Raw genomic sequence first — 23479 nt, forward strand, 5'->3', positions numbered from 1 at the left:
TTAAGGAACAAGGAGAAATGTCTAAATACTTAGTACTAAATACTAAGAACCAAAGTAGTCCTTATTAAAAGCTCCTAATCTCTACGCCACCAAAAGTTACCGAACCTTCTAAAATGAGCAGCTTTTGTTGTTCGCCAGTTTCGGTCAAGGCCATTCTCTTGTCTTCTACATTGCCAAACATAGGGGCAATATTTGTTTTGATGGCCCAATGTGGAGGAACGATAAGTTTAATGCCACCGAATGCCGCATTGATGTCTAGCACAACACTGTCGGTAAAATCTGCCTGTGTAAAGTTTACATCGGCACCGCCAAAAACAGCAGATATTTTACCTCCCTTAAAGTTCTTGGAAAAAACGCCTTGATGTACACTGCCAAAAACTGCAGAAGCATCAATGTAGTCACCTTCCACCGTATCGGCAGCATTTGTTGGCGGTTGATTTTGCGCATCTTGAAAACGATCTCTATGTCCAAATTTATTGGAACGCCGACTGAGCCCATTGTAACCAATTTTTAGAGATTTTGGCTTAACAATTAAATAAGCACCTAAAATAACCAATCCGACACCGAGGGCATATTTGGAAAAATCATAATCGGTTATTTGTAAAAGTAAATTGTAGCTTCCTATCAGAATCAAGACCAGCCAACCTATTCCGCGAAAATTCCTCCTCGCACCTACAAAAATACCGAGCGCAATTAAAAACATTGGCCAATCAAATAGCCAATGTGGCAAACCTAAGTTAAGGTTATCAACAAGAAAAGCTATGCCGACCAAGATGACAAGTAAACCACCGATGTATCGAAATGAAGAAGACCTATTGCTGAAGTTGTTGTTCTGTAAATTTTCCATGATGTTGTTATTTATGATGTAAAAGTAACTAACCTTCAGGAGTGGCGGAATACCATTCTGCTGCACGGTAGCCATTCATCGGTGAACTGCCGAAAAACATCGGTAAAAAAAAGACTTAAATTTTTGCCGGAAGAGTTCGCCAAAAATTTAAGTCAGAAACAACACCTTATTTAAGCACTCTAAAGGCAAAAAAATCTTCTGTCCTTAAATTTCAAACTCAGCCAAGTTAAAATCCTCATATAATTTCAAAATAGCTCCCACAGACCAAGCCTGTTGGATGCAGCCTTTTCCATGCTTTGGATTTAAACCATCAAAAATTTCGGAAATGCAATGAATGCCGGCGTCGCTGTAAAAGTGATCTCTTATTTTTTCTAACGCTTTAAAAACCCTTTTTCTCCTTGCCACAGAAGAGCCGTAAATTCGCAATTCAGCGCTAAAATATTCGTATAACAAAAAAGGCCAAACGGTACCTTGGTGATAGGCATCGTCGCGATGTTGTTGATCTCCAAAATAAACTTCTTTAAAACTCGGATTGTTTATATCCAATGTTCGAATACCATAAGGCGTGTACAGTTTCTCTTTAACTGCTTCGAAAATTTTTTTCTGTTGTGTTTTATTTAAAAGCGTATATGGAAGACTAATCGCAAACAATTGATTTGGCCTAAAACTATCGTCTACAGTTTTTCCGGGCACAATTACATCATATAACGTACCTGCCTGATTACTAAACATTTTAACAAAGTTTCCCTCTAACTTCGAAAGCACACCGGCATATTTAGAATCGAATGGAACATCGAAACGATTGCAGAAGAACTCATATATTTTTAACGCATTGTACCAAAGCGCATTAATTTCAACCGGGCAGCCAATTCTGGGTGTAATTACTTTGCCGTCTACTTTTGCATCCATCCACGTTAATTGCACTCCGTTTTCGCCGCCATATAAAAATCCTTCTTCTGTAACGTGGATATTATACCTTGTTCCGGCCAAATGTTTATCTAAAATGCTTTTTAAAACTTTAAGATGTTTTTTGGCAAAAGCATCGTCTTTAAATTTTTGATGATATTCAAAAAAACTAACGAACAGCCACAACGTTGCATCTATGGTATTGTATTCTACTTCATCGCCACTATAATCGGGAAAGCGATTTGGCAACATTCCCTCGCTTAAACTCCCTAAAAATGCAAGGAGGATGGATTTGGAGATTTCTTTTTTTCCGGTGGCAATGGTTAAGCCCCGCATGGCGATCATGGTATCTCTGCCCCAATCTGCAAACCAATGGTAACCCGCAATAACAGATTCGCTTTTAGTAGAATTTCTATGCACCAAAAACTGCGTTGATGAAGCTAAAAGATTTTTATAGAAACCATTTTTTATTCCTTCGCTTCCTTTCTGCCTTTCGGCGATGATTTTTGCGACCTCAATTTCCAACTGCTTTACTTCGATTGGTTTTTCTAAGGAGAAAGCCAATATAATTTCTTCGCCGGGCGCTAAAGATTGTTCTAAAACTCCTATTTGATAATAATCGCAGAGCGATCCGTAACCCCTATCTTTTTCTTCTGCAAGAACTATATTTTTATACCAAGTTCTTTGTTCGGTAAAAGACCCATTATTCCAAGCGGTAAAGAGCGGCTTTGTTCCATATTGCGCAAAGGTTTTTATGGTGTTCGAATCGATTTCTGAATAGAAATCTGTTTTGGTATTCTCTGTAAATGTAGCCATGAAATTGCTGAACGCATATAGCGGATGCAGGGTTAAGGCAAATAAAGATTTTCCAACGTTTTTATATCTAACCATCACGGTGTTAGATTTTTGCTTCATATAAATAGATTTTTCCAATCTCCAATCATCATTTTTTCCGTAGCTCCAGGTCGGAAAATCTGCTACAGAAAAATAGATAAGATGTGGTGGATTTTCTACCGCGGCCTTGCCAAAATATCGGTTTTCTTGGAGGTAGCAATCTAATCCTCCAATAGTAATCTTTTCTTCAATATCGGCAACCAGCACATACCTATCTGTAGGCGGTTCTAAAGATGCAATTAACAAACCGTGGTAACTCCTAGTATTTGCCCCAGCAACGCTCCCAGAGACATAGCCGCCTAAACCATTTGTAATTAACCATTCTTGTTGCTCAGTATTATTCATTTATATATTCCTCAATTAAATTTGCAACCAAAGCTGTCCAACCAAGTTGATGGGAAGCACCAACACCTCTGCCGTTGTCACCATCAAAATACTCGTAAAACAACACGTAGTCTTTAAAATGTTCATCTCTGTATTGCATTTTATGAAGTGCATTTACAGGCCTATCGCCATTGTCATCTGTAACAAAAATATTTACCAGGCGCTTGCTTAATTCCTCGCTAATGTCTTTTAAACCCAACATATTGTCTGATCCGTGTGGAAACTGAAACTTCGTTCCCGCGTCGCGTAAGTGATAATTTGAAAATTTTCTCAACGCTTGAACAAAAAGATAACTTAACGGAAACCATATTGGACCTCTCCAATTAGAATTGCCGCCAAAAAGTGTGGTCGAAGACTCTGCAGGTTCGTAATTAATTTGGTATTCATGCCCATCTATTGTTAAACAATAGGGTTTGATGTACTCTTTTGAAAGCGACCTAATGCCATATTGGCTTAAAAACTGACCTTCGCTTAACAATGTATTGATCAAAATCTCTTGCCTCTTTTTTGGAACAAGGGAAAATAAGAGCTCGTTATTGTCGTTGAAATCATTTATAACCAAATAGCTTAGCGTTTCTTTTTTATAATCCTTAAACCACTGCACACTCTTTTTAAATTTTGGTAGCTGGTCCAAGGTCTCCCGATCTATAAAAAGCACCGCGGTTAAAGAAAGCATTCCAGAAATAGATTTTACTTCGATTGGGATTTGTGTACCGTCTGAAAGCGTAAGCTTATCATAGAAAAATCCGTCCTTTTCGTTCCAGGCACCAACGGTAGTGTCGCTAATTTTGTTTAAAGCTTCTGCGATGTACACAAAATGCCCGAAAAATTTAACAGACATATCTTCGAACGTATTGTCTACTTTAGAAATTTCCAGACTAATTTCTAGCATGTTTAGGCAGTAGAGCGCCATCCAAGAGGTGCCATCAACCTGCTCCAAATAACCGTCGTCTGGCACACCGTGGCTTCTATCAAATAATCCAATGTTATCAAGCCCCAAAAAACCGCCTTCGAAAACATTGTTGCCAGAACTATCTTCTCTATTTACCCACCAAGAAAAGTTAAGCGATAATTTATTGAAAATTCGCTTTAGAAAATCTACGTCGCTCTTGCCTGTTTTCTTTTTGTCTGTCTTGTAAATTTCTAACGCAGCCCAAGCCTGTACAGGTGGGTTTACATCGCCGAAAGACCATTCATACGCAGGAACTTGGCCGCTTGGCGCCATGTACCATTCTCTAGTGAACAATAACAGCTGTTGTTTTGCAAATTCTGCGTCTATATGGGCAAACGTTGTGCATTGAAAAGCAGAATCCCAAGCGGCATACCATGGGTACTCCCAGCTGTCTGGCATAGACATCACATCATGATTTCTTAAAGTCCTCCAGTCGCTATTTCTTCCACTTCTGCGTTGTTCTGGTGGCGCTGGTTGTTTCGGATCGCCATCTAACCAAGTATCGATTTCATAGTTATAATATTGCTTATTCCATAACAATCCGGCGAAAGCCTGCCTTTTTATTTTGTTCAACTCTTCGTTGTCAGATAGGTTTTTACTTTCGTAAAAATCGTTGCATTCTTTAATACGCTTTTTAAAAATAGCATCAAAATTGCTTGTAAAGGGCGTTTTAAGTTGTTTATTAGTTAAGCGCAATTTAATTGTCTTAGAACCGCCCGCTTTGATTGTTATTTTATACAAAGGCGAGAATTTAGTTCCAGATTTATTTTGGCCGGCCAAGCTATAGTCGTTATTAATTACAGCATTATGAAAAAGGTCTTTTTTAAAGGGATGATCGTTTTCCGTATTAAAAAGTCTCTCAGCATTGGTTTCGTTTTCTGTAAATAGAAGGCGATCGGCTTCCTCAAAATAAAGATTGTAATCGTTTATATGGGTATTGCCGACAGTTACAAATTCTACGTCGCCATTGTGCTGCGCTTTAATAAAAGGTTTTTCCTCCTCTTTAAAGCTCCAAAAATTCCTACACCATAGGGTTGGTAAAACATAGATTTCGGCATCTTCTTCTGCTCGATTGCAAATGGTAATTTTAATTAAAACATCTTCTACATCTGCTTTTGCGTACTCGGTAAAAACATCAAAATATTTGTTATCGTTAAATATGCCTATGTCAAGCAGCTCATACTCCCGATCATCTCTTCCGCGCTGTCCGTTGGTTTCTACTAAATCTTTATACGGATATTCAGCTTGCGGATATTTGTACAAATGTTTCATGTACGAGTGCGAAGGTGTGTTTTCTAAATAGTAATACAGCTCCTTAACATCTTCCCCATGGTTTCCTTCTGGGCCAGTTAACCCAAACATTCTTTCTTTAAGTATTGGGTCTTTACCATTCCAAAGCGTAATAGCAAAACACACATTACAATAATGATCTGATAAACCGGCTATTCCATCCTCGCCCCAACGATAGGTTCTGCTTCGCGCATCATCATGACTTAAATAATCCCAAGCGCTGCCATCTGCACTATAATCTTCTCGTACTGTACCCCATTGCCGTTCACTCAAGTATGGCCCCCATTTCAGCCAATCTTTTTTCTTGCTATAATTCTCAGAAAGTCTTTTTTCCTCTTCGGTTTCCATCGTATCTATATATTATCCGTTTTCTGTAAAACCTGGGTAACAAGTCATTCCTCCATCTACAAAAATTGTTGTACCATTTATGTACTCAGACTCGTCTGAAGCCAACCAAGCAGCAGCGCTGCCAATATCTTCTGGCACGCCTATTCTTTTGTAAGGAATAAGTTTATTTAATTTATCAAGCGCTTCTTCGGTATCCCAGGCGGCTTTATTGATTCCTGTTTTTATGGCGCCCGGCGCGATGCTGTTGCAGCGAATTTTATGTGGCCCATAACCTTGGCAAATGCTTTCCATCAGCATGTGTATTGCACCTTTAGACGATGCGTAATTGGCGTGCCCAGCCCACGGAATAACTTGGTGAACGGAACTCATGTGTATAATTTTACCGAGAGATCTAGAAACTTCAGGGCGCATTCCCCTCTTTAAAAACTCCTTAATTGCCTCACGCACGCATAAAAATTGCCCTGTTAAGTTTATATCAATAACCAGTTGCCAATCTGCCAAGCTCATTTGGTGCAAAGGACTGTCTTTTTGTAAACCAGCGTTTGGAACGCAAATATCTACAGTACCAAACTTATCGATGGTTTGCTTAAACATTGCAATTACTTGATCTTCCTTACTTACATCACATTTTATGGCAATGGCGCTTCCGCTGATGTCACTTTTATTTATTCTATCTACAATTTCCTCTGCCGCTTCTGGATGGATAACATAATTGACTACTACGTTTGCACCATCTCTACCGAGGGCTTCGGCAACCGCCTCTCCTATGCCAGAGTTTGCTCCTGTTACAATTGCTGTTTGGCCAGCTAACCTTTTATTGGGTCTTTGCATTTTATTGTTTTTTATTCTTTAATGTGCATCTCCGGGTGGCAATAAACGAGGCATTTCGGGCTTCGGCAGAGATAAGATTTTATTTTTTTCTTTGTAATTGATAAGTCTTCTTGCCATACCGTTAAAAATGAAAATGTGGAAGGGATACATCAACCACCAATATGCTCTTCCCCATAATCCCACAGGGCGAAAAGTGGCAATTTCGCTAAGATATTTATAAGTGCTCCGTTCTACAATCTTAAATTCTAACCAAGCCTCGCCAGGTAATTTCATCTCGGCATAAAGTAGCAGCCGTCGGTTTTTCTTGTCGGCTAAAATTACACGCCAAAAATCCAAGGCATCACCTGCATAAAGTGTCGCATTGCTACGCCTCCCCCTTCTGGTACCAACTCCGCCTACCATCTGATCTATCAACCCGCGCAAATTCCAAAGCCAATCTAGGTAATACCATCCTCTTCTCCCTCCTATTGACCAAATATTATCCAATACCATATTAGAGTCGATGGTAAATTTATGTTTCACTTTATAGGTTAGTGTTCCGTTTTGGGGCACTTTTACCTGATCCATAAATGTACCATCTAAATAGCCCCGGTTCAGTGCATCACTCCAACTAGAAACGATGGAGTTTTGCTCTATCATTTTAAAAGCCAATTTTAGCGCTTCTTGATAAGTACAGCAAGTTCTAGGAACTACAGCTTTAATCTCATCATCTTTACAAACCACTTCGTTCCGCATACTTTCAACCAAACTACTGGCAATGTTGTAGTTTACAGAAGTAACAATATTTAGCCAAAGTGATGAAAGACGTGGTGATAAAACAGGTACCGTAAATATGTGCCGCTTTAATTTCCTCGCTTTTGCATAGCCCAATAACATTTCTTTATAGGTTAAAATGTCAGGCCCACCAATATCAAAAGTTCTATTTAAAGCTTGGTCGTTTAGTAAAACTCCCTGCAAATAATGCAAAACATCTCTTATGGCAATGGGCTGGCATTTGGTGCGCAACCATTTTGGCGCAATCATTACCGGCAGCTTTTCTGTTAAATCTCTAATAATTTCAAAAGATGCACTGCCAGATCCAATAATAATTGCAGCCCTCAATACCGTATGGGCCACTTTGCTTTTCTTCAATACATTTTCTACGCCAAGTCTAGATTGCAAGTGTTCTGACAAGTCGTCATCGTTTACAATACCTGTAAGATAAATGGTTTGTTTACAACTTGTTTTTTCTATAGCGTTGATAAAATTCTTTGCTGAGGTGGCTTCTAGCGTGCGGAAATCAGTGTGCGCCGTGCCCATAGAATGAACAAGATAATAGGCCGCATCGATATCTTTTGGAATAACATTTAAAGTTTCTTCTTTTAACAAATCGCCAACGATGATATGTGTTTGCTCCCCATCAAAATTTTCTGTGTTTACCCTTCGCTTATCTCTAACTAAACAGTAAATTTCATGACCAGCTTTTTGCAGTAAAGGAAGGAGGCGAGCGCCTATATAACCGTTTGCGCCAGTAAGAAGAATTTTCATACAGGTTTAACAAGGATAGTTGAAAAGAGTTTTCTTGATATTGTCCAAATTTTGATCAGTAATTAATTTTACGGCCCGACAAAAAAATTACTCGAGTACGCTAAATATCATAATTTGAAACACTTAATTTAGAAGTTAATTTCGGTGTTTTTTAGAAGACAGATTTTTTGCGAAAATTAGTTAAGGTTAGCTAAAGTTTTAAAGAACACTTAATCATACTAATTCCGAATACCTCTTTTATAGTAGAAATGTGCCCTTAATTTTATTATTTAGCGCTGGGAAAATACAACATCTCGTAAATTTATGCTTTCCCGAATACGCTTTTGCTAAGGGGTGCAAAATTAAGGGTTGCAAATAGCGTTTCTTGGGTTAGCAAGTAGTAGCAATCAAAAAATATTTAAGTTAATTTTAAGCAGAAGTTTTGGAAAACGACCACCATCATAGCGAAAAACATTTCACTTCCTCAGAAATTGTAAGGGATGTAATTATTGGGATGACAGATGGGCTAACCGTACCATTTGCCCTAACTGCAGGCCTTAGCGGCGTGGTTCATTCTAATGCGCTTATCATTACCGCCGGTATTGCAGAAATTGTTGCTGGATCTATTGCCATGGGTTTGGGTGGTTATCTTTCTGCTAAAACGGAGATAGAACATTATGAAACCGAGCTGGGTAGAGAATACCGGGAAGTGGAAATTGTTCCGGAAAAGGAAAAAGAAGAAGTAATGGAAGTGTTTGCTGACTATGGCCTACCTAAAAGTTTACAGATAGAAATTGCCGATGAATTGAGCAAAGACAAAAAGCAATGGGTAGATTTTATGATGAGGTTTGAACTAGGGATGGAAAAACCCGACCCGAAAAGAGCCAAAAAGAGTGCCTTTAACATTGGTGTTTCTTATATTATTGGTGGCTTCGTGCCACTTTCTGCATACTTTTTTGCCAAAACCCCGTCAGATGGTCTAATTTTCTCTGCCATTATTAGCATTTTTGCGCTATTTATTTTTGGCTATGTAAAAACCAAACTTACTGGCACAAAGCCGATGCAAGGTGCTTTTAAAACAGTGCTGATTGGCGCGTTGGCCGCAGGAGCCGCATTTTTGGTTGCTAGACTAATTTCCTAGCCTTCATCGACATGTAAAAACAAAAGTCCTGTTTATTTCCCTATCTTTTCTACCATTATATTTTGGCACACAACCCCACTGAATGTTTCTGAGGCATGGTTTAAATAGCCAACCATAGTCGAATGATCAAATTCTTCTATGGCCAAGACTATAATCTCTGTACCCAATTTTAGGTCTTTCTTATTCAAAAACTTTAAAAAATCTTTAGATGAATCGGTAACCGATTTAAAAATAACGGTCTCTCCAACTTTGCATTCGTTTAACTTTTTGTAAGTACGTAGCATAATTTTCCCCTCCTTATCGGGAATTGGAGCTCCATGTGGATCAAATTTTGGATGACCTAGTAAGTGATCCATCTTATCAAAAAAAGCTGCAGAGCGCACATGCTCTACCTGTTCGGCAATGTCATGAACTTCTTCCCATCCAAAACCCATTTTCTCTACTAAAAATATCTCGGTAAGTCGGTGTTTTCTAATTACCAGAGCCGCTTCCTTTTTCCCGATGTCGGTAAGTTTTACTGGCTTGTAACTTTCATAATGCACAAAACCCTGCTCAAAAAGTTTTTTCATCATGCTATTAACCGTTGGCATTTTTATATTTAAATGCTTAGAAAGTTCGTTTACATTTACCTCCCCCTTGTCGTTAGATAGGTTAAATAACGCCTTTAAATAATTTTCTACGGTTAAAGAATTCATATCAAATGGATATAGCTGCAATAAAAGCACCGAATTTATCAAAATAAAAGTATTAAAAAAATTATTAGCCTAATCTAACTTATTGCGCTTGCATAAAAAATGAGCTAAAATCTGATTTGGAATTAAAACTTACATTAACAAGTAGCTTTTAGCGAGCTATATGCATAGATTTTACTGGGTAAATATCGAATTCCAAATCACCTCTGCCTTAGGTTAATTACCTTTGGAAACGAATCAGTTAACGCTGCAAGTGTTTAAGTGGGAAAGCTTCAAATTGCCACATCAAAAAATAAATCGGGTGATTATAGTTTAACCATGATTATGCATATACCTTATAAAGTTGTTATTTCTGTAGTTGGCGTTTCCAGAAGGGAGAAAACTGTTAAGTTAAAAAGATTAAGCGTAGAAAATTTTTGCCTAGTCTTGAGATTGACCACAAGTACAAATCTAATTCTTGCAATTTTTGGTTGATGATGGTTGGATTTATAATAATGGAACGATTAATGATATACAAAGAACAGTGGCATTAACCTTAATTAAAAATCAGAGACCAATTTAATGAGCACAAAATTGATACTTGTACGCCATGGCCAATCTAAATTTAATTTAGAAAACAGATTTACAGGTTGGCAAGATATAGACATTACTCCTACCGGGATAAAAGAGGCTGAGGCCGCAGGGGAACAACTTAAATCTGAAAAAATTAACATAATATTTACTTCTAAATTAATACGCGCACAACATACCGTTAAAATTATACAGCAAATTGCGGGTTTAGAAAACATTGTGGTAATTGAAGATAAAGCTTTAAACGAACGCAGTTACGGCCTTTTGGAAGGTTTAAACAAGAGTGATACCGCTGCAAAATACGGCACCGAACAAGTGCATATTTGGCGTAGGTCATTTGATGTTCCTCCGCCAGGAGGCGAAAGTTTAAAAGACACTTATGACCGGGTACTGCCATATTTTGAGGCGCACATAAAACCTGAATTAGACAAAGGATTAAACGTTTTGATTGTGGCCCATGGAAATAGTCTAAGGGCACTTATTATGTTTTTAGAGAGGCTCTCGCCAGCGGAAATGGTAGAGAGAGAAATTGCAACGGGTGTGCCCATTATTTATAATTGGCCAATTAAAACCTAGCTGATGGCCGACCAACTAAGTATTTATGGAGAGGCTGTGGTTTGGTCTTTTGACCTATTGGGATTATCTACACCTGATAAAGACGAAGATGAACAAAGTATAGAGCTTGCTCTGGCAGCCTATTTAAATGAGTTAGTTGCGAATGATTTTAACAAACTGATTGGCATTTTGTATCGGATAGACATCTCTCAAGAAAAAGCTGTAGCCGCTTTGGCAGAGGGTGCGGAAACGGAAACAGCGGGAGAAATATTGGCTAGTTTAATCATCAACAGGCAAAAAGAAAAAATCTATTATAGAAAATTGTACAGTAAATAAATAATATTAATTTTTGCGAAATTATGGATAGCGAGTGCAAATTAATAGCCGTAGATTTTGATGGAACCATCGTAGAACACACCTACCCAGAAATTGGGGACGAAATGCTTTTTGCTTTTTCTACGCTTAAAGAACTACAACGAAAGGGCCACAGATTAATTTTGTGGACTTACCGAGACGGCGAATTCTTACAAAAAGCGGTAGATTATTGCGCAGAAAACGGCATAATATTCTACGCGGTTAATGAGAACTATCCAGGCGAAACCAAAGAAGGAAATTATAGCCGCAAACTGCTTGCAGATATTTTTATAGATGATAGAAACATAGGTGGCTTTTTAGGTTGGGATACCATTTGGCAAATGTTACATCCTGACGGCGAAGAATATCTTGCCGTGTTGAAAAATGAACTCGCACATTTTAATTATAAAAAACCTAAGAAGAATTGGTGGTTTTAGAAGAGTAAAGATAAAGGAGCAAGAATAAACGGAAAGATTAAAGACCAAAGCTGAAAGATTAAAGAGTACTGACTGAATATATAGAAATATTTCAAATCAATATAGAACTCCGACGGAGTTGATCGTTACATTTAATTGATAACCAGTGTGATGCCTCTTTGATTATTCCGATTCGCTGCAGGTTTTGCCAGGTAAGGCAGTTTACATTCAACCATCAAATTTCTGATTACTGACTGCTGACTACTGACATCCTCTTCGATAGTAGCGAAAAGCCCACAGCGAGGAACTGCCTGTCCCGATTTTTATTCGGGAAGCGAGGACTTGCAGCGGATAGCCCGGCCCGCAGGGACACGCCCTTATCAAACCTTTGCTCTTCGGAATTTTAGATTTGCGTATTTCCCAACTTGCCCCAATCCAGGTAAACTTTAGGCTTCTTTCGACCCTAAACGCAGCCAAAAAAACCTTTTTTTTATTTTTTGTTGTTAAGTGGTGTTTACTATTTTAACTTGTCATCAAACCGTAACGATCCGGTTACTCCATTAAAAAAAAGTGAAAATATGGTTATGTTGCGGTAATCATTTAAGAATCACTAACCAATACTTTTTAAAACCGGGCCAATGTTTAAATACACTACACTTCTTAGTGTTCTATTGCTAAGTTCTATTTTCGCTTTTACAGGTAATTCTGATAAAACTACCGCGGCCAATCCAAAATGGCAGCAGTTATTTAATGGTAAAGACCTTAAAGGCTGGCATCCAAAAATTCGATACCACGATTTGGATGATAACTATAAAAATACTTTTCGCGTTGAGAATGGTTTGCTTAGAGTTAGCTATGATCAGTATGATGATTTTAACGAAACTTATGGCCACCTATTCTATAAAAAGCCATACTCCTATTATTTAATAGGGGTAGAATACCGCTTTGTAGGCGAACAGTGTAAAGGCGGGCCGGGATGGGCGATGCGGAACAACGGAATCATGATTCACGGCCAATCGCCAGAGAGCATGAACAAAGACCAGGATTACCCAAATTCAATGGAAGTACAATTACTTGGAGGCTTAGGCGGTGGCGATAGATCTACGGCAAATCTTTGCACACCCGGAACGCAGTATGAAAAAGACGGCGAAATTAGAGCGCAACACTGTACCGATTCGAAATCAAAAACTTACAATGGCGACCAATGGGTACGTGTTGAGACACTTATATTAGGAGATTCTTTAGTGGTGCACTATGTTAATGGAGAAGAAGTGTTCCGCTATCAAAAACCGCAACTCGATCCGGTAATGGGACAAAAACAAGGCAAATTTCTAACAAGCGGCAGCATTTCTATTCAAGGAGAAAGTGCTCCTACAGATTTTAGAAAGATAGAGATTATTGATCTTGAAAAATACGCAAGTAATCCTGCCAAACTTAAAGCAGTAGTTGATAAATTGATGTCACAAAAAAGAATAGCCAAGCAATAATAATATCTATAATCCTATGCTTAAAATAACCATCAGTTTTATCTCAGCTTTATCTATCTTTTTTGGGATAGCTCGGTTTTTTGAAAAACCAAAAGCAGCATTTGTTAATCCACAAGAACTTAAAATCACTCCATATACCGGCCCAGATATTACGCCAAGTCCCGCTTGCTTAACTGTGGCGGCAACCGGCGAAGTATATGTAGGCGTAGATATGATTGGGTCTTTAGGTAAAGACCCCGGCAAAGGGCGCATTGTTAAACTTATTGACAGCGATAACGACGGCAAAGTAGATAAGCATATAGAATTTGCCATGGTTGATAATCCACGCGGCATTATTGTTAACGGCACCAAAGTTTATGTGTTGCACACCGATTTCTCAAAAGAAACAGGCAAAGCAACAGGTATGAGCTTGGTAGTTTTTGAAGATAAAGACGGCGATGGTAAAGCCGATGGCCCAGAGCAACCGCTTATTGAGAACTTTAGCAATACCAAATACATACAAGAGCGCGGCACAGATCATGCAACCAACGGCATAAGGATGGGAATTGATGGCTGGATCTATATTGGTGTGGGCGACTTTGGTTTTCACAATGCGGTTGACCGCAGCGGCAAAAAACTAACCATGTTGGGCGGCGGTATTGTACGCGTACGCCCTGATGGTACCAATATGGAGATCTATACGCATGGCACCCGTAATGTTTACGACGTAGCGATAGACCCTTTGATGAATATTTTTACCCGCGAAAACACCAATGATGGCGGCGGTTGGAATGTTCGTTTCTCGCACAGCATACAATCTGGCGAATATGGCTATCCTTTATTGTTTCAACATTTTACAGACGAGATTATACCAGCGCTAGTTGATGTTGGTGGCGGTTCTGGTACTGGAGCATTGTACATGGACGAGCCAAACTGGCCTAAAAAATACAATAAGGTACCTATGATGGCCGATTGGGGACGCAGCATGCTGTACATCCATCGGGTTAAGCCAGATGGAGCAACATTTACTCAAAAGGATGAAGAATTTATAAAGCTGCCACAGATCACTGATTTAGATGTTGATGGCTCTGGTAGGTTATATTTATCGGCTTGGGATGGCGCTGGCTACAGTGGTAATCCGAGCAAAGGTTATGTGGGTAGGGTTGTACCAAACAACTGGGAGTATAAAGCGTTTCCAGATCTTCCAAAATTGTCTGAGCGGAAATTAGGCGACCTTTTAAAATCGCCAAGTGCAGTTGCTAGGCTTAATGCCTCCCAAGAATTATTAAGACGCCCAGCAAAACAAGCCGCCACTGTTGCACTGAAAATAGCTTCAGATAAAAGCTTAAGTTTAGAAAGCCGTGTTGCTGGCATATACACCTACGCACAGATAGCGGCCGAAAGCGGTATCGCCTCATTAACGGAGTTTACTAAAGAAGCCACCATGCGCGAGTTTGCTTTACGTATCCTTGCCGACAGAAAAGCATGGGCACCTAAAGTATCTATCGAGCCGTTCTTAGCAGGCTTAAAAGATACAAGCTTACGTGTACAGGCCGCTGCAACCATAGGTTTAGGCCGACTAGGAAACCCTGCTGCAATCCCTGCATTGTTGCAAACAAAAGTGCCAGCCTCATTTGTAGCACCGGGCAAAGACGTGCCCGAAGGCCCGCATGCCACACCAAACTCTCCAATTATAATTCCACATTTGGCAGTACGCGCTTTATTGGCGCTCAATGCAGTCGATGATTGTGTGGCTGCCATCGGCACAGATAATTCAACGCTGGCCTTGTGGACGCTGCGTTATATGCATAATGAAAAAGCCGTTAATGGTTTAATAGCTGCCTACAAAAAGGCTAGCGATTCAAAACTAAAAACAGAGATCCTAACTACGGTATCGCGCCTATATCGCGAAGAAGCTCCATACGATGCCACTTGGTGGTGGGGTACTCGTCCAGACGCTCCCGGCCCGTATTATAAGGCAATACTTTGGTCTGGTTCGCCGGCTATCGAAACTTTTTTGAAAGGCGAATGGGACAAGGCAGATGCAAAAGGCAAAGAATACCTTACTTACCTAAACACCCGCAACCGTATGGCAATAGATGCTTTCGGCGTCGAAGAAAAACCTGTTTTGGTTGATAATGAGCCTAAGGTAGATCTAGAGAAAATTAAAAATCAAAAAGGTCAGGTGGGTAAATCATCTATTGAAGATGTAATGTTGGCAATTGCCAAATTAAAAGGCGACCCAGTAAAAGGTAGGGTAATATTTAACCGCCAAGGTTGTAACAATTGCCACTCGCTTAGTAAAAGCGAAAAACTAAAAGGCCCATTTATGGGACAGATTGGATCGATTATGACGCGTGAACAGATTGCCGAGTCGATACTTAAACCAAGTGCCTCTATATCGCAAGGGTTTGCCACCAACTTAATAACGGATAAGACCAAAAAAAGCTATATGGGTTTTATAACTGCAGAAAGTGCCGATCGTTTGGTAATGCGCGACATTACCGGGTCAGTATTCACGGTTAAAACAAACGACATCGTTAGCCGCAAAGAACTAGAAACATCTATGATGCCGGCAGGCTTAGCCAATGCCTTATCTTATGAAGAAATGGCATCGCTGGTAACGTTTTTATCTAAGCAGAAAGAATAAAAAGAACGAGTTAGTAAAATACTAAGCCCGCAGTTGATTTACTTGCGGGGTTTTTTATCTCCATAAAATAGCTAATACTAAGAAGTGCCATCAAAGTAAAGTCTTTCTTTTTGATGTGGCGTTATCCTGAAAAAGGGTCGCGCTTTCCGTTTCAATCTTTTGCTTGTTCCTCGCAAAAAAGCCTGCCAGGAAAGTAGACGGGGATTTTTTCTACAATCCGTAACGCGAGAAAAACAATAGAAAGCTGCATTAAACATTAGCCGAGACAAATGTCCGCACCCTCCAAAAAAAGTATTTGGAAAAAATTCTTTCTGGATGGTAAATCTAGCCTTATCTGAAGTTCTACGGGTTTATAGTCATTTAAACCATTCCGGTTCGGCTTAATCAGCATTTAAGGGCTAATGAGAAAAATTTAGACTTTTTTAACAGCGATGCTATAGATCTATCATTTTATACAGGGTGGATTCAAGTAATAAATTCAACAGAATGCCTATTGTACAACGTGTTGCTAAACCCTTTAAAATGAAAAATCCCCAGCACAAGGCCGAGGATTTTACTTACTACTTTAAATTATCGGATTAATTACCAGAATCCTTTTTTATTTCTATAACATCCTGAACTGATTGAGGCAACGTCGAAAGCAGGTTATACCCTGTTGCCTTTTCGATGTCTCTAACTGTTACAATATATTGTTTCCAGTCTGGATTGATTGTATTGATGTTTGGTGTGTTGATTGCAACAACGCGAGTAGAGGAAGAAACTCTGCTTACATCGCCGTTTCCTGTAGGCAATATTACCGCAACTTTCCAAATATTGCTAGGTACGTTCACTTTACCTCCATTGATAGAGGTAGAAACTCCGCCACTTGACCCAGTGCCGCCCGAGCCATAAGCACCCATAATAATATAAACTTCGTTACCACTTAAAACCTGCCCACGCAAATAACTCTCCAAGCCTTCCCAAGTCTTTTGGTTATTGTTTGGTGCCTGAGGCAGCATATTGGTCATTAAGAAAGTAGAAGAATTGGCATCGGTCGAACTTGTTCTGTCGCCACTTGGACAGTTATGCCCGCGATCAAAACCTGATCCACTGTAAGAATTATTCTGTACCTCGTACCAACCAGTTGGGAGTCCTGTAAAAGCGGCAAAGTCATCTCGACGTTTAACCGCACCAGTGAAATTACTTGCATCGAGGTGCCAGCTTACCCAATTGGGCCCTGCCTTAGACATACTGTAAGATTCGGTGTAATAGTGTTGGTCAATTAAGTAATTGTCGCCCATGACTATAGTTGCCTGTGCGCCACTAGGGTTGCCCATTAAAAGGTCGCTGTTGTCACCGAATTCGGAAGGCGCATCAGCTCCAGCTATTGGTGTCCCTCTTCCTGGCGTAACCATTCCAACCCCTGTTGAATCGGTTGGGTTGGTATCAGGGATACCAACGGTTATTTCTGGGTCGCCAGTACCTTTAAAAGTTATATCATCTAAGTTGACCCTTGTTGTACCTATTTTTTTGATCTGGAAACGGACTTTTCCGGTTACAGTAACCTTAAATGAATCAGTTACCAAAGTTTTACCGGTTTCTGTTATATCAGTCCCCAACTGGACGTAAGTTATTCCAGCGTCAGTTGACATAAGAAGCTGCCAGGTAGAGTTGTCATCATTTCCATATTTGGCGTGTTTGATGTAGAGCATTGTTAAGCCGGCAATGTCAAAGTTCATGGCAATATAACCAGTTCGGAGTCTTACTGATTTGGTACCGTTTTTAGCATCTGGTGCCGTTGCCCCAATTAAAGCATCATTCAGAGCCCATTTACCGGTAGCCAGTTGAATGGTGTCTAATTTATAAGCAGCTTTGCTACCGCTTTCAAAGTCTTCAACTATGGAATAAGGCTTTGGAGGAGTCGGGGGATCAATAGGAATTATTTCATGTGTTTTTTTTGAACAACCTGCAATGGTAATTCCCATCACGCAATAAAGGAGTAAAGATTTCAATTTCATAAAAAAGGGGTTATTTTGTGCCGTAAAGGTAAATGGCCAAAATTAACGGTACGTTAAGAAATTGTTCTGAATTGGTTAAAATGATATCGGCTGTTTCCTGTGATTTAATATTGGTGGAACTCATTTAAATGAACCATTTTATCGCGTTTATTATAATCCCGAAGGGATGTAATGTTTATAGAAATTGTTGTAAGAAATATTTATTCGACCTCGGCGGGGTCGCACGGCGTTTTAAGTCTATCGGTTTTAAACATTTGACCTCTTCGAGGTCGGATGTTGGTAAATTAAACTGGAGTAGCATTTCAATCATTCCGGTTGGCTGTGCTTCTTAAAATTGTCTTATACCATTTAGATTTTAAAGGGATTTGATGCCTGTAGAAATTGGCCTAGGAAATTAGATTCGTCCCGTTTTGGTAATAAGTTGTTTTAACTCTATCGAGCGCAATAAATATTTTAACAGTTAGGGCTCAATTGTGGGCACCATTCATATCCAACAGATTTTGTACTCTTTTTAATCCCGAAGAGATTAAATGTTTATAGAAATTGTTATCCGAGATTAGGTTCGACCCCGTCGGGGTCGCATTTTACAGGAGAGAATTTTATTTTTGACCGGAAAATATCCGACTTCTGACCTCCCGTTTTTGCGTGAGGGATAGTAGTGAAAAGCCCACAGCGAGGAACGAGCGAGGACTAGCAACGAAAAGCCCGACCCGCAGGGGCACGCCAAAAAATTTTTATCTATTCTAGTGAAGAAAGACTAATTCCCAATCTTATTTTTTTTTCGTTGCTTTCAAATAATAAATGTTAATTTGACAAATATAAATTGATATGAGCGACAAAAACTATGTAATCGGTGTAGATTTCGGCACAGATTCGGTCAGGGCGGTAATTTTAGATGCGTCAAATGGGGAGGAATTGAGTGCCGCCGTAGTCCAATATCCAAGATGGAAAGTAGGCCTATACTGCGATGCGTCTATCTCTCAATTTAGGCAACATCCTGCAGACTATGTGGAAGGAATGACGGAAGCCATTACCCAAAGCCTTGGCGCAGTAAATGAGGAAGTGGCAAAAAACATTAGGGCAATTTCTGTAGATACCACTGGCTCTACGCCCGTTGCGGTAAATGAAGAAGGAACTCCCTTGGCTTTGCTGCCTGAATTTAGCGAGAATCCAAATGCCATGTTTATATTGTGGAAAGACCATACTGCAGTTGCAGAGGCGGCGGAGATAAACGCACATGCCAAACTATTCGACAATAACTACCTACAATATGTGGGCGGAATTTATTCTTCTGAATGGTTTTGGGCGAAGTTTTTAAGAACGCTTCGAACAGATGAACAGGTGAAAAATGCTTGCCATTCTTGGGTAGAACATTGCGACTGGATTCCTTTTCTATTAACGGGAGGCAATTGTGCGAGTGACCTTAAAAGAGGTGTTTGCGCCGCCGGCCATAAAGCGTTATGGGCAGAGGAATTTGACGGCCTTCCGCCAAAGCACTTTTTTACTTCTCTAAGTCCATTGTTAAAAAATTACGGTACATTATTCGATAAGGTGTACACATCTTCCATGCCGGCAGGAAATCTTTCTGCAGCATGGGCAGAAACATTGGGTTTAAGCGAAAATGTTAAAGTTGGCATTGGTGCTTTCGATGCGCACATGGGCGCAGTAGGCGGACAAATAGAACCTTATTATTTAAGCAAAGTGATGGGTACTTCTACTTGCGATATGCTTGTTGCCCCTACCGAAGAGGTAAAAGACAAACTTGTTTCGGGCATTTGCGGACAGGTAAATGGTTCAATCATTCCGGGCATGATGGGTATGGAAGCGGGGCAATCTGCTTTTGGCGATGCTTATGCCTGGTTTAAAGAAATGCTGCTTTGGCCAACCAAAAATCTCTTAGGCGATTTCGACGCATCGGGGCAGGAGAAAATACTAGAAAGCTTAAACGCGCATCTCATAGCTACTTTGAGTGAAAAAGCAGCACAATTAGAAGTTAAAGAAAGCGATGAAATTGCCATTGATTGGTTGAATGGTAGGAGAACGCCAAATGCCAACCAAGCACTCACGGGGGCTTTTATGGGATTAAATTTAGGTACGGATGCAGTTAGAATGTTTCGTTCTCTGGTTGAAGCAACTTGCTTTGGGGCAAAAAAAATCATAGATCAATTTGTAAAGGAGGGCGTAGAAGTTAAAGGTCTGATTGGTTTGGGCGGAGTGGCCAAAAAATCGCCTTTCATTATGCAGATGATGGCCGATGTAACCAACATGCCAATAAAAATTCATAAATCAGAACAAACTTGCGCTGTTGGGGCTGGAATGTTTGCCGCCACAGTTGCAGGTATTTACCCAACGGTAGAAGAGGCCATGCTTGCCATGGGCCAAGGTTTCGACAAAGAATACCACCCAAATACAGATGTAGTAGGCGTTTATGCTCGCCGCTATAAAAAATATTGTGAACTGGGCGATTACATAGAAAAATCTATAAATTAAAAAGATGGGGAAATACGAACATATAAGAGAAGAAGCCTTAGATGCCAATTTGATGCTTCCAAAACTAAACCTCGTGCTTTTTACATTCGGAAATGTAAGTGCGGTGGATAGAGATTTTGGGGTTTTTGCCATCAAACCAAGCGGCGTGCCTTACGAAGATTTAGATGTAAACAGTATGGTGATTGTAGATTTTGAGGGTAAAACAGTAGAGGGAAAACTCCGGCCTTCTTCTGATACAAAAACTCACGCAGTTTTGTATAAAAACTGGACAGACATTGGCGGAATTGCACACACACATAGCACCTACGCAACCGCTTGGGCACAAGCGCAAAAAGCAATTCCAATTTACGGAACTACGCATGCCGACCATTTAACGGTAGATGTGCCCTGCGCACCACCGATGGATGATGCGCGTATCGCTGGAAATTACGAACACGAAACGGGTTTCCAGATTTTAGATTATTTTAAATCGCTCGGATTAAGTCACCGCGAGGTGGAAATGATTTTAGTTGGAAACCACGCCCCTTTTACCTGGGGAAAAGATGCAAAAAAAGCTGTTTACAATAGCGCAGTTTTAGAGACGCTTGCGCAGATGGCCTTTTTTACTGAAGGAATTAATCCTTCGGCTAAGCGCATGAAAGACACTTTAATTAAAAAACATTTCGATAGAAAACATGGCAAAGGCGCCTATTACGGGCAATAATTTTTAAATCTACATGAAAAACTTAAAAAAATTTGAAGTTTGGTTCCTTACGGGATCTCAACATTTATATGGCGCAGAAACTTTAGAAAAAGTAGCCAATCATTCTAAAGAGATAGCCGATTTTATGAACCATTCTCCTAAAATTCCAGTCTCTATCGTGTATAAACCAACCGTAAAAACACCCGAGGAAATTTATGAGGTTGTGGCAGAGGCTAATAAAAACCCAAACTGCATTGGCATCATCACTTGGATGCATACCTTTTCTCCAGCCAAAATGTGGATTAGGGGATTAAACGTCTTACAAAAACCATTATTGCATCTTCATACGCAATTCAACAGAGACATTCCTTTTGATCAGATCGACATGGATTTTATGAACCTTAACCAAAGTGCGCACGGCGACAGGGAGTTTGGGTTTATGGTTTCGAGAATGCGCTTAGAAAGAAAAGTGGTAGTTGGTTTTTGGCGCGATGAAGAAGTGTTGGAAGACATTAATGTTTGGTGTAGGGCTGCAGCTGGGTGGAACGATTGGCAAGGTGCAAAATTTGTACGTTTTGGCGACAACATGCGGTACGTGGCCGTAACAGAGGGAGATAAAGTAGAAGCAGAAATGAAACTTGGTTTCTCGGTAAATACCCATGGTGTTGGAGATTTGGTAGCATCTATTGAAACCATTGGGAAAGGCGCATTAGATGCGTTGATACAAGAATATGAACATTCATACCAACTGGCAGATGGCTTAATGGTTAAAGGTGACCAAAGAAACTCTTTGATTGAAGCTGCTAGAATAGAGCTTGGAATAAAAGCTTTTTTAGAACAAGGAAACTTTAAAGGCTTTACAGATACGTTTGAAGATTTACACGGCATTGTACAATTACCAGGCATTGCCGCACAACGATTGATGGAACAAGGATATGGTTTTGCTGGCGAGGGCGACTGGAAAACCTCTGCCTTGGTACGTGCCTGCAAGGTTATGGGAACTGGATTGCCTGGTGGAAATGCTTTTATGGAAGACTACACCTATCATTTAGACCCAAACAACCCGATGGTCTTAGGCTCGCACATGTTAGAAATAGACAGTTCTCTGGCGGCCGAAAAACCAAGATGTGAGGTGCATCCTTTGGGCATTGGCGGAAAGGCAGATCCGGTAAGACTCGTTTTTAACGTCGCGGCTGGTAATGCGTTAAATGCTTCTTTGATAGATATGGGAAACCGATTTAGGTTGTTAGTAAACGAAGTAAAAGCTGTTGATCCAAAAGAAAATATGCCCAAATTACCTGTGGCAAGGGTATTCTGGAAACCACTCCCAAATTTTAAAACAGCATGTGCCGCATGGATTTATGCGGGCGGAGCACACCATACTGTTTACAGTCAGAATTTAAGCACAGCCTATTTTAGAGATTTTGCAAAAATGGCGAAATTAGAACTGTTGACTATTGATGCCGAAACTTCTTTAACACAGTTTGAGAAAGAACTGAAATGGAACGAAGTCTATTATCGGTAGACAACAGTTTTTGATTGCTTCTTTCTGCATACATTGCTCCCTTTCTGCATGAGATGAATTTTTGTTAAGAACTAGCGTTATTCCCAAGGACTGAAAAATAAAATTAAACTATGAGGTATCAGGGCCAGACCCGAATTTTAGTTGCTGTCGATTGTATTGTATTCGGTTTTGACGGCGAAAAAATAAAACTCTTGCTAATTCAGCGAGGTTTCGCCCCACAAAAACGTGAGTGGAGTTTGATGGGAGGCTTTTTACAAGAAAACGAAACATTAAACGATGCGGCCCACCGCGTACTCCACCACCTCACGGGATTAGAAAACGTGTATTTAGAGCAAATGTCGGCATTCGACAAAGTGGAGCGGGATCCGGTAGAGAGGACGTTGTGCTTGGCTTACTTCGCACTAATCGACATCCACAAGTACGAAAAACAACTTACAGGAGAATTTCATGCAGAGTGGTTTGACGCGGGCAATTTACCCGATTTAATCTTTGATCATCTAGATATGGTAAAACAAGCTAAGGTAAAGTTGCGTTACAAAGCCGCCCTCCATCCTATCCTTTTTGAACTACTGCCACCAAAGTTTACCATTCCTTTGCTCCAAAATCTTTATGAACAGATTTATGACACTAAATTCGATAGCCGTAATTTTAGCCGTAAGCTGTTATCTTTAGGGCTTTTGGTCAAGTTGCAAGACAAGGACAAATCATCCTCAAAAAAAGGTGCGTTTTACTACCAATTGGATAAAGAAAAGTATAAGGAAGACTTTCAAGCCTTTTTAAACTTGATTCCAAATCCAGATAAGCTTTTGAAAGAAAACACTTATATAAAGGCTGAAAGCAAAATGCACAAAGCTTAGTGCTAAAACCTGTAGTACAGATATTATACCGCTTATTTGTGATATTTAAATAATGGGGTTTATATAACCCTAAAAAAATCCCTTTTCTATTTGCGTAGAAAAGGGATTTAATTTTTTAATTATGTT

17 protein-coding genes are annotated in these 23479 nt (G+C 39.9%); 10 read left to right on the plus strand and 7 right to left on the minus strand.

Going from position 1 to position 23479, the window contains the following annotated elements:
• Positions 1-64: 64 nt before the first annotated feature.
• The 5 genes from ABIB40_RS13975 to ABIB40_RS13995 form a co-directional block, all read right to left on the minus strand.
• A complete protein-coding gene (locus ABIB40_RS13975; RefSeq protein ID WP_354359997.1) occupies positions 65-847 on the minus strand; it encodes a LiaF transmembrane domain-containing protein in 783 nt (260 codons plus the stop codon).
• 204 nt (positions 848-1051) lie between these two features.
• Positions 1052-2992 (minus strand): amylo-alpha-1,6-glucosidase, encoded by a 1941-nt coding sequence (locus ABIB40_RS13980; RefSeq protein ID WP_354359998.1) that lies wholly within the window; start codon positions 2990-2992, stop codon positions 1052-1054.
• The gene (locus tag ABIB40_RS13985; RefSeq protein ID WP_354359999.1) at positions 2985-5621 is read right to left on the minus strand and encodes an MGH1-like glycoside hydrolase domain-containing protein; all 2637 of its coding nucleotides are present in this window, start codon (positions 5619-5621) and stop codon (positions 2985-2987) included. The genes ABIB40_RS13980 and ABIB40_RS13985 overlap by 8 nt, the downstream gene beginning before the upstream one ends.
• Before the next feature lie 12 nt (positions 5622-5633).
• Positions 5634-6452: an SDR family oxidoreductase gene (locus ABIB40_RS13990; protein WP_354360000.1), complete on the minus strand. Its 819-nt coding sequence runs from the start codon at positions 6450-6452 to the stop codon at positions 5634-5636.
• Positions 6453-6470: 18 nt separating this feature from the next.
• Positions 6471-7979: an SDR family oxidoreductase gene (locus tag ABIB40_RS13995; protein ID WP_354360001.1), complete on the minus strand. Its 1509-nt coding sequence runs from the start codon at positions 7977-7979 to the stop codon at positions 6471-6473.
• 421 nt (positions 7980-8400) lie between these two features.
• Here ABIB40_RS13995 and ABIB40_RS14000 point away from each other — a divergent pair, with 421 nt between their 5' ends.
• Positions 8401-9099, plus strand: a complete 699-nt coding sequence (locus ABIB40_RS14000) for a VIT1/CCC1 transporter family protein (protein ID WP_354360002.1) — start codon at positions 8401-8403, stop codon at positions 9097-9099.
• A gap of 32 nt (positions 9100-9131) precedes the next feature.
• Here the strand turns inward: ABIB40_RS14000 and ABIB40_RS14005 are convergent, their stop codons facing one another.
• Positions 9132-9794 (minus strand): metal-dependent transcriptional regulator, encoded by a 663-nt coding sequence (locus tag ABIB40_RS14005; RefSeq protein WP_354360003.1) that lies wholly within the window; start codon positions 9792-9794, stop codon positions 9132-9134.
• 558 nt (positions 9795-10352) lie between these two features.
• Here ABIB40_RS14005 and ABIB40_RS14010 point away from each other — a divergent pair.
• The 5 genes from ABIB40_RS14010 to ABIB40_RS14030 all read left to right on the plus strand — a co-directional run bounded on the left by ABIB40_RS14010 (position 10353) and on the right by ABIB40_RS14030 (position 15802).
• Positions 10353-10937, plus strand: a complete 585-nt coding sequence (locus ABIB40_RS14010) for a 2,3-bisphosphoglycerate-dependent phosphoglycerate mutase (protein WP_354360004.1) — start codon at positions 10353-10355, stop codon at positions 10935-10937.
• 3 nt (positions 10938-10940) lie between these two features.
• Positions 10941-11252 (plus strand): hypothetical protein, encoded by a 312-nt coding sequence (locus ABIB40_RS14015; protein WP_354360005.1) that lies wholly within the window; start codon positions 10941-10943, stop codon positions 11250-11252.
• Positions 11253-11275: 23 nt separating this feature from the next.
• Entirely contained in the window at positions 11276-11707 is a 432-nt protein-coding gene (locus ABIB40_RS14020; RefSeq protein ID WP_354360006.1) for a BT0820 family HAD-type phosphatase, read from the plus strand.
• Between the two features lie 617 nt (positions 11708-12324).
• Positions 12325-13173, plus strand: coding sequence for a 3-keto-disaccharide hydrolase (locus ABIB40_RS14025; RefSeq protein ID WP_354360007.1), 849 nt, complete (start codon positions 12325-12327; stop codon positions 13171-13173).
• A gap of 16 nt (positions 13174-13189) precedes the next feature.
• Positions 13190-15802 carry a DUF7133 domain-containing protein gene (locus ABIB40_RS14030; RefSeq protein WP_354360008.1) on the plus strand — a complete coding sequence of 871 codons (2613 nt, stop codon included), beginning with the start codon at positions 13190-13192 and terminating at the stop codon, positions 15800-15802.
• 578 nt (positions 15803-16380) lie between these two features.
• On the opposite strand, the gene ABIB40_RS14035 is transcribed toward ABIB40_RS14030, so the two are convergent.
• Positions 16381-17799, minus strand: a complete 1419-nt coding sequence (locus ABIB40_RS14035; protein WP_354360009.1) for a DNA/RNA non-specific endonuclease — start codon at positions 17797-17799, stop codon at positions 16381-16383.
• Positions 17800-18627: 828 nt separating this feature from the next.
• Here ABIB40_RS14035 and ABIB40_RS14040 point away from each other — a divergent pair.
• The 4 genes from ABIB40_RS14040 to ABIB40_RS14055 all read left to right on the plus strand — a co-directional run bounded on the left by ABIB40_RS14040 (position 18628) and on the right by ABIB40_RS14055 (position 23353).
• Positions 18628-20289 carry a ribulokinase gene (locus ABIB40_RS14040; protein WP_354360010.1) on the plus strand — a complete coding sequence of 554 codons (1662 nt, stop codon included), beginning with the start codon at positions 18628-18630 and terminating at the stop codon, positions 20287-20289.
• Between the two features lie 4 nt (positions 20290-20293).
• Positions 20294-20992, plus strand: a complete 699-nt coding sequence (locus tag ABIB40_RS14045) for an L-ribulose-5-phosphate 4-epimerase (RefSeq protein WP_354360011.1) — start codon at positions 20294-20296, stop codon at positions 20990-20992.
• A gap of 13 nt (positions 20993-21005) precedes the next feature.
• Positions 21006-22496: an L-arabinose isomerase gene (gene araA / locus ABIB40_RS14050; RefSeq protein WP_354360012.1), complete on the plus strand. Its 1491-nt coding sequence runs from the start codon at positions 21006-21008 to the stop codon at positions 22494-22496.
• A gap of 110 nt (positions 22497-22606) precedes the next feature.
• On the plus strand, positions 22607-23353 hold the full coding sequence (locus ABIB40_RS14055) for an NUDIX hydrolase (protein ID WP_354360013.1): 747 nt from the start codon (positions 22607-22609) through the stop codon (positions 23351-23353).
• Positions 23354-23479 lie beyond the last annotated feature (126 nt).

Source organism: Pedobacter sp. UYP30 (genome assembly GCF_040547165.1).
In the GTDB taxonomy this organism is placed as follows: domain Bacteria; phylum Bacteroidota; class Bacteroidia; order Sphingobacteriales; family Sphingobacteriaceae; genus Pedobacter.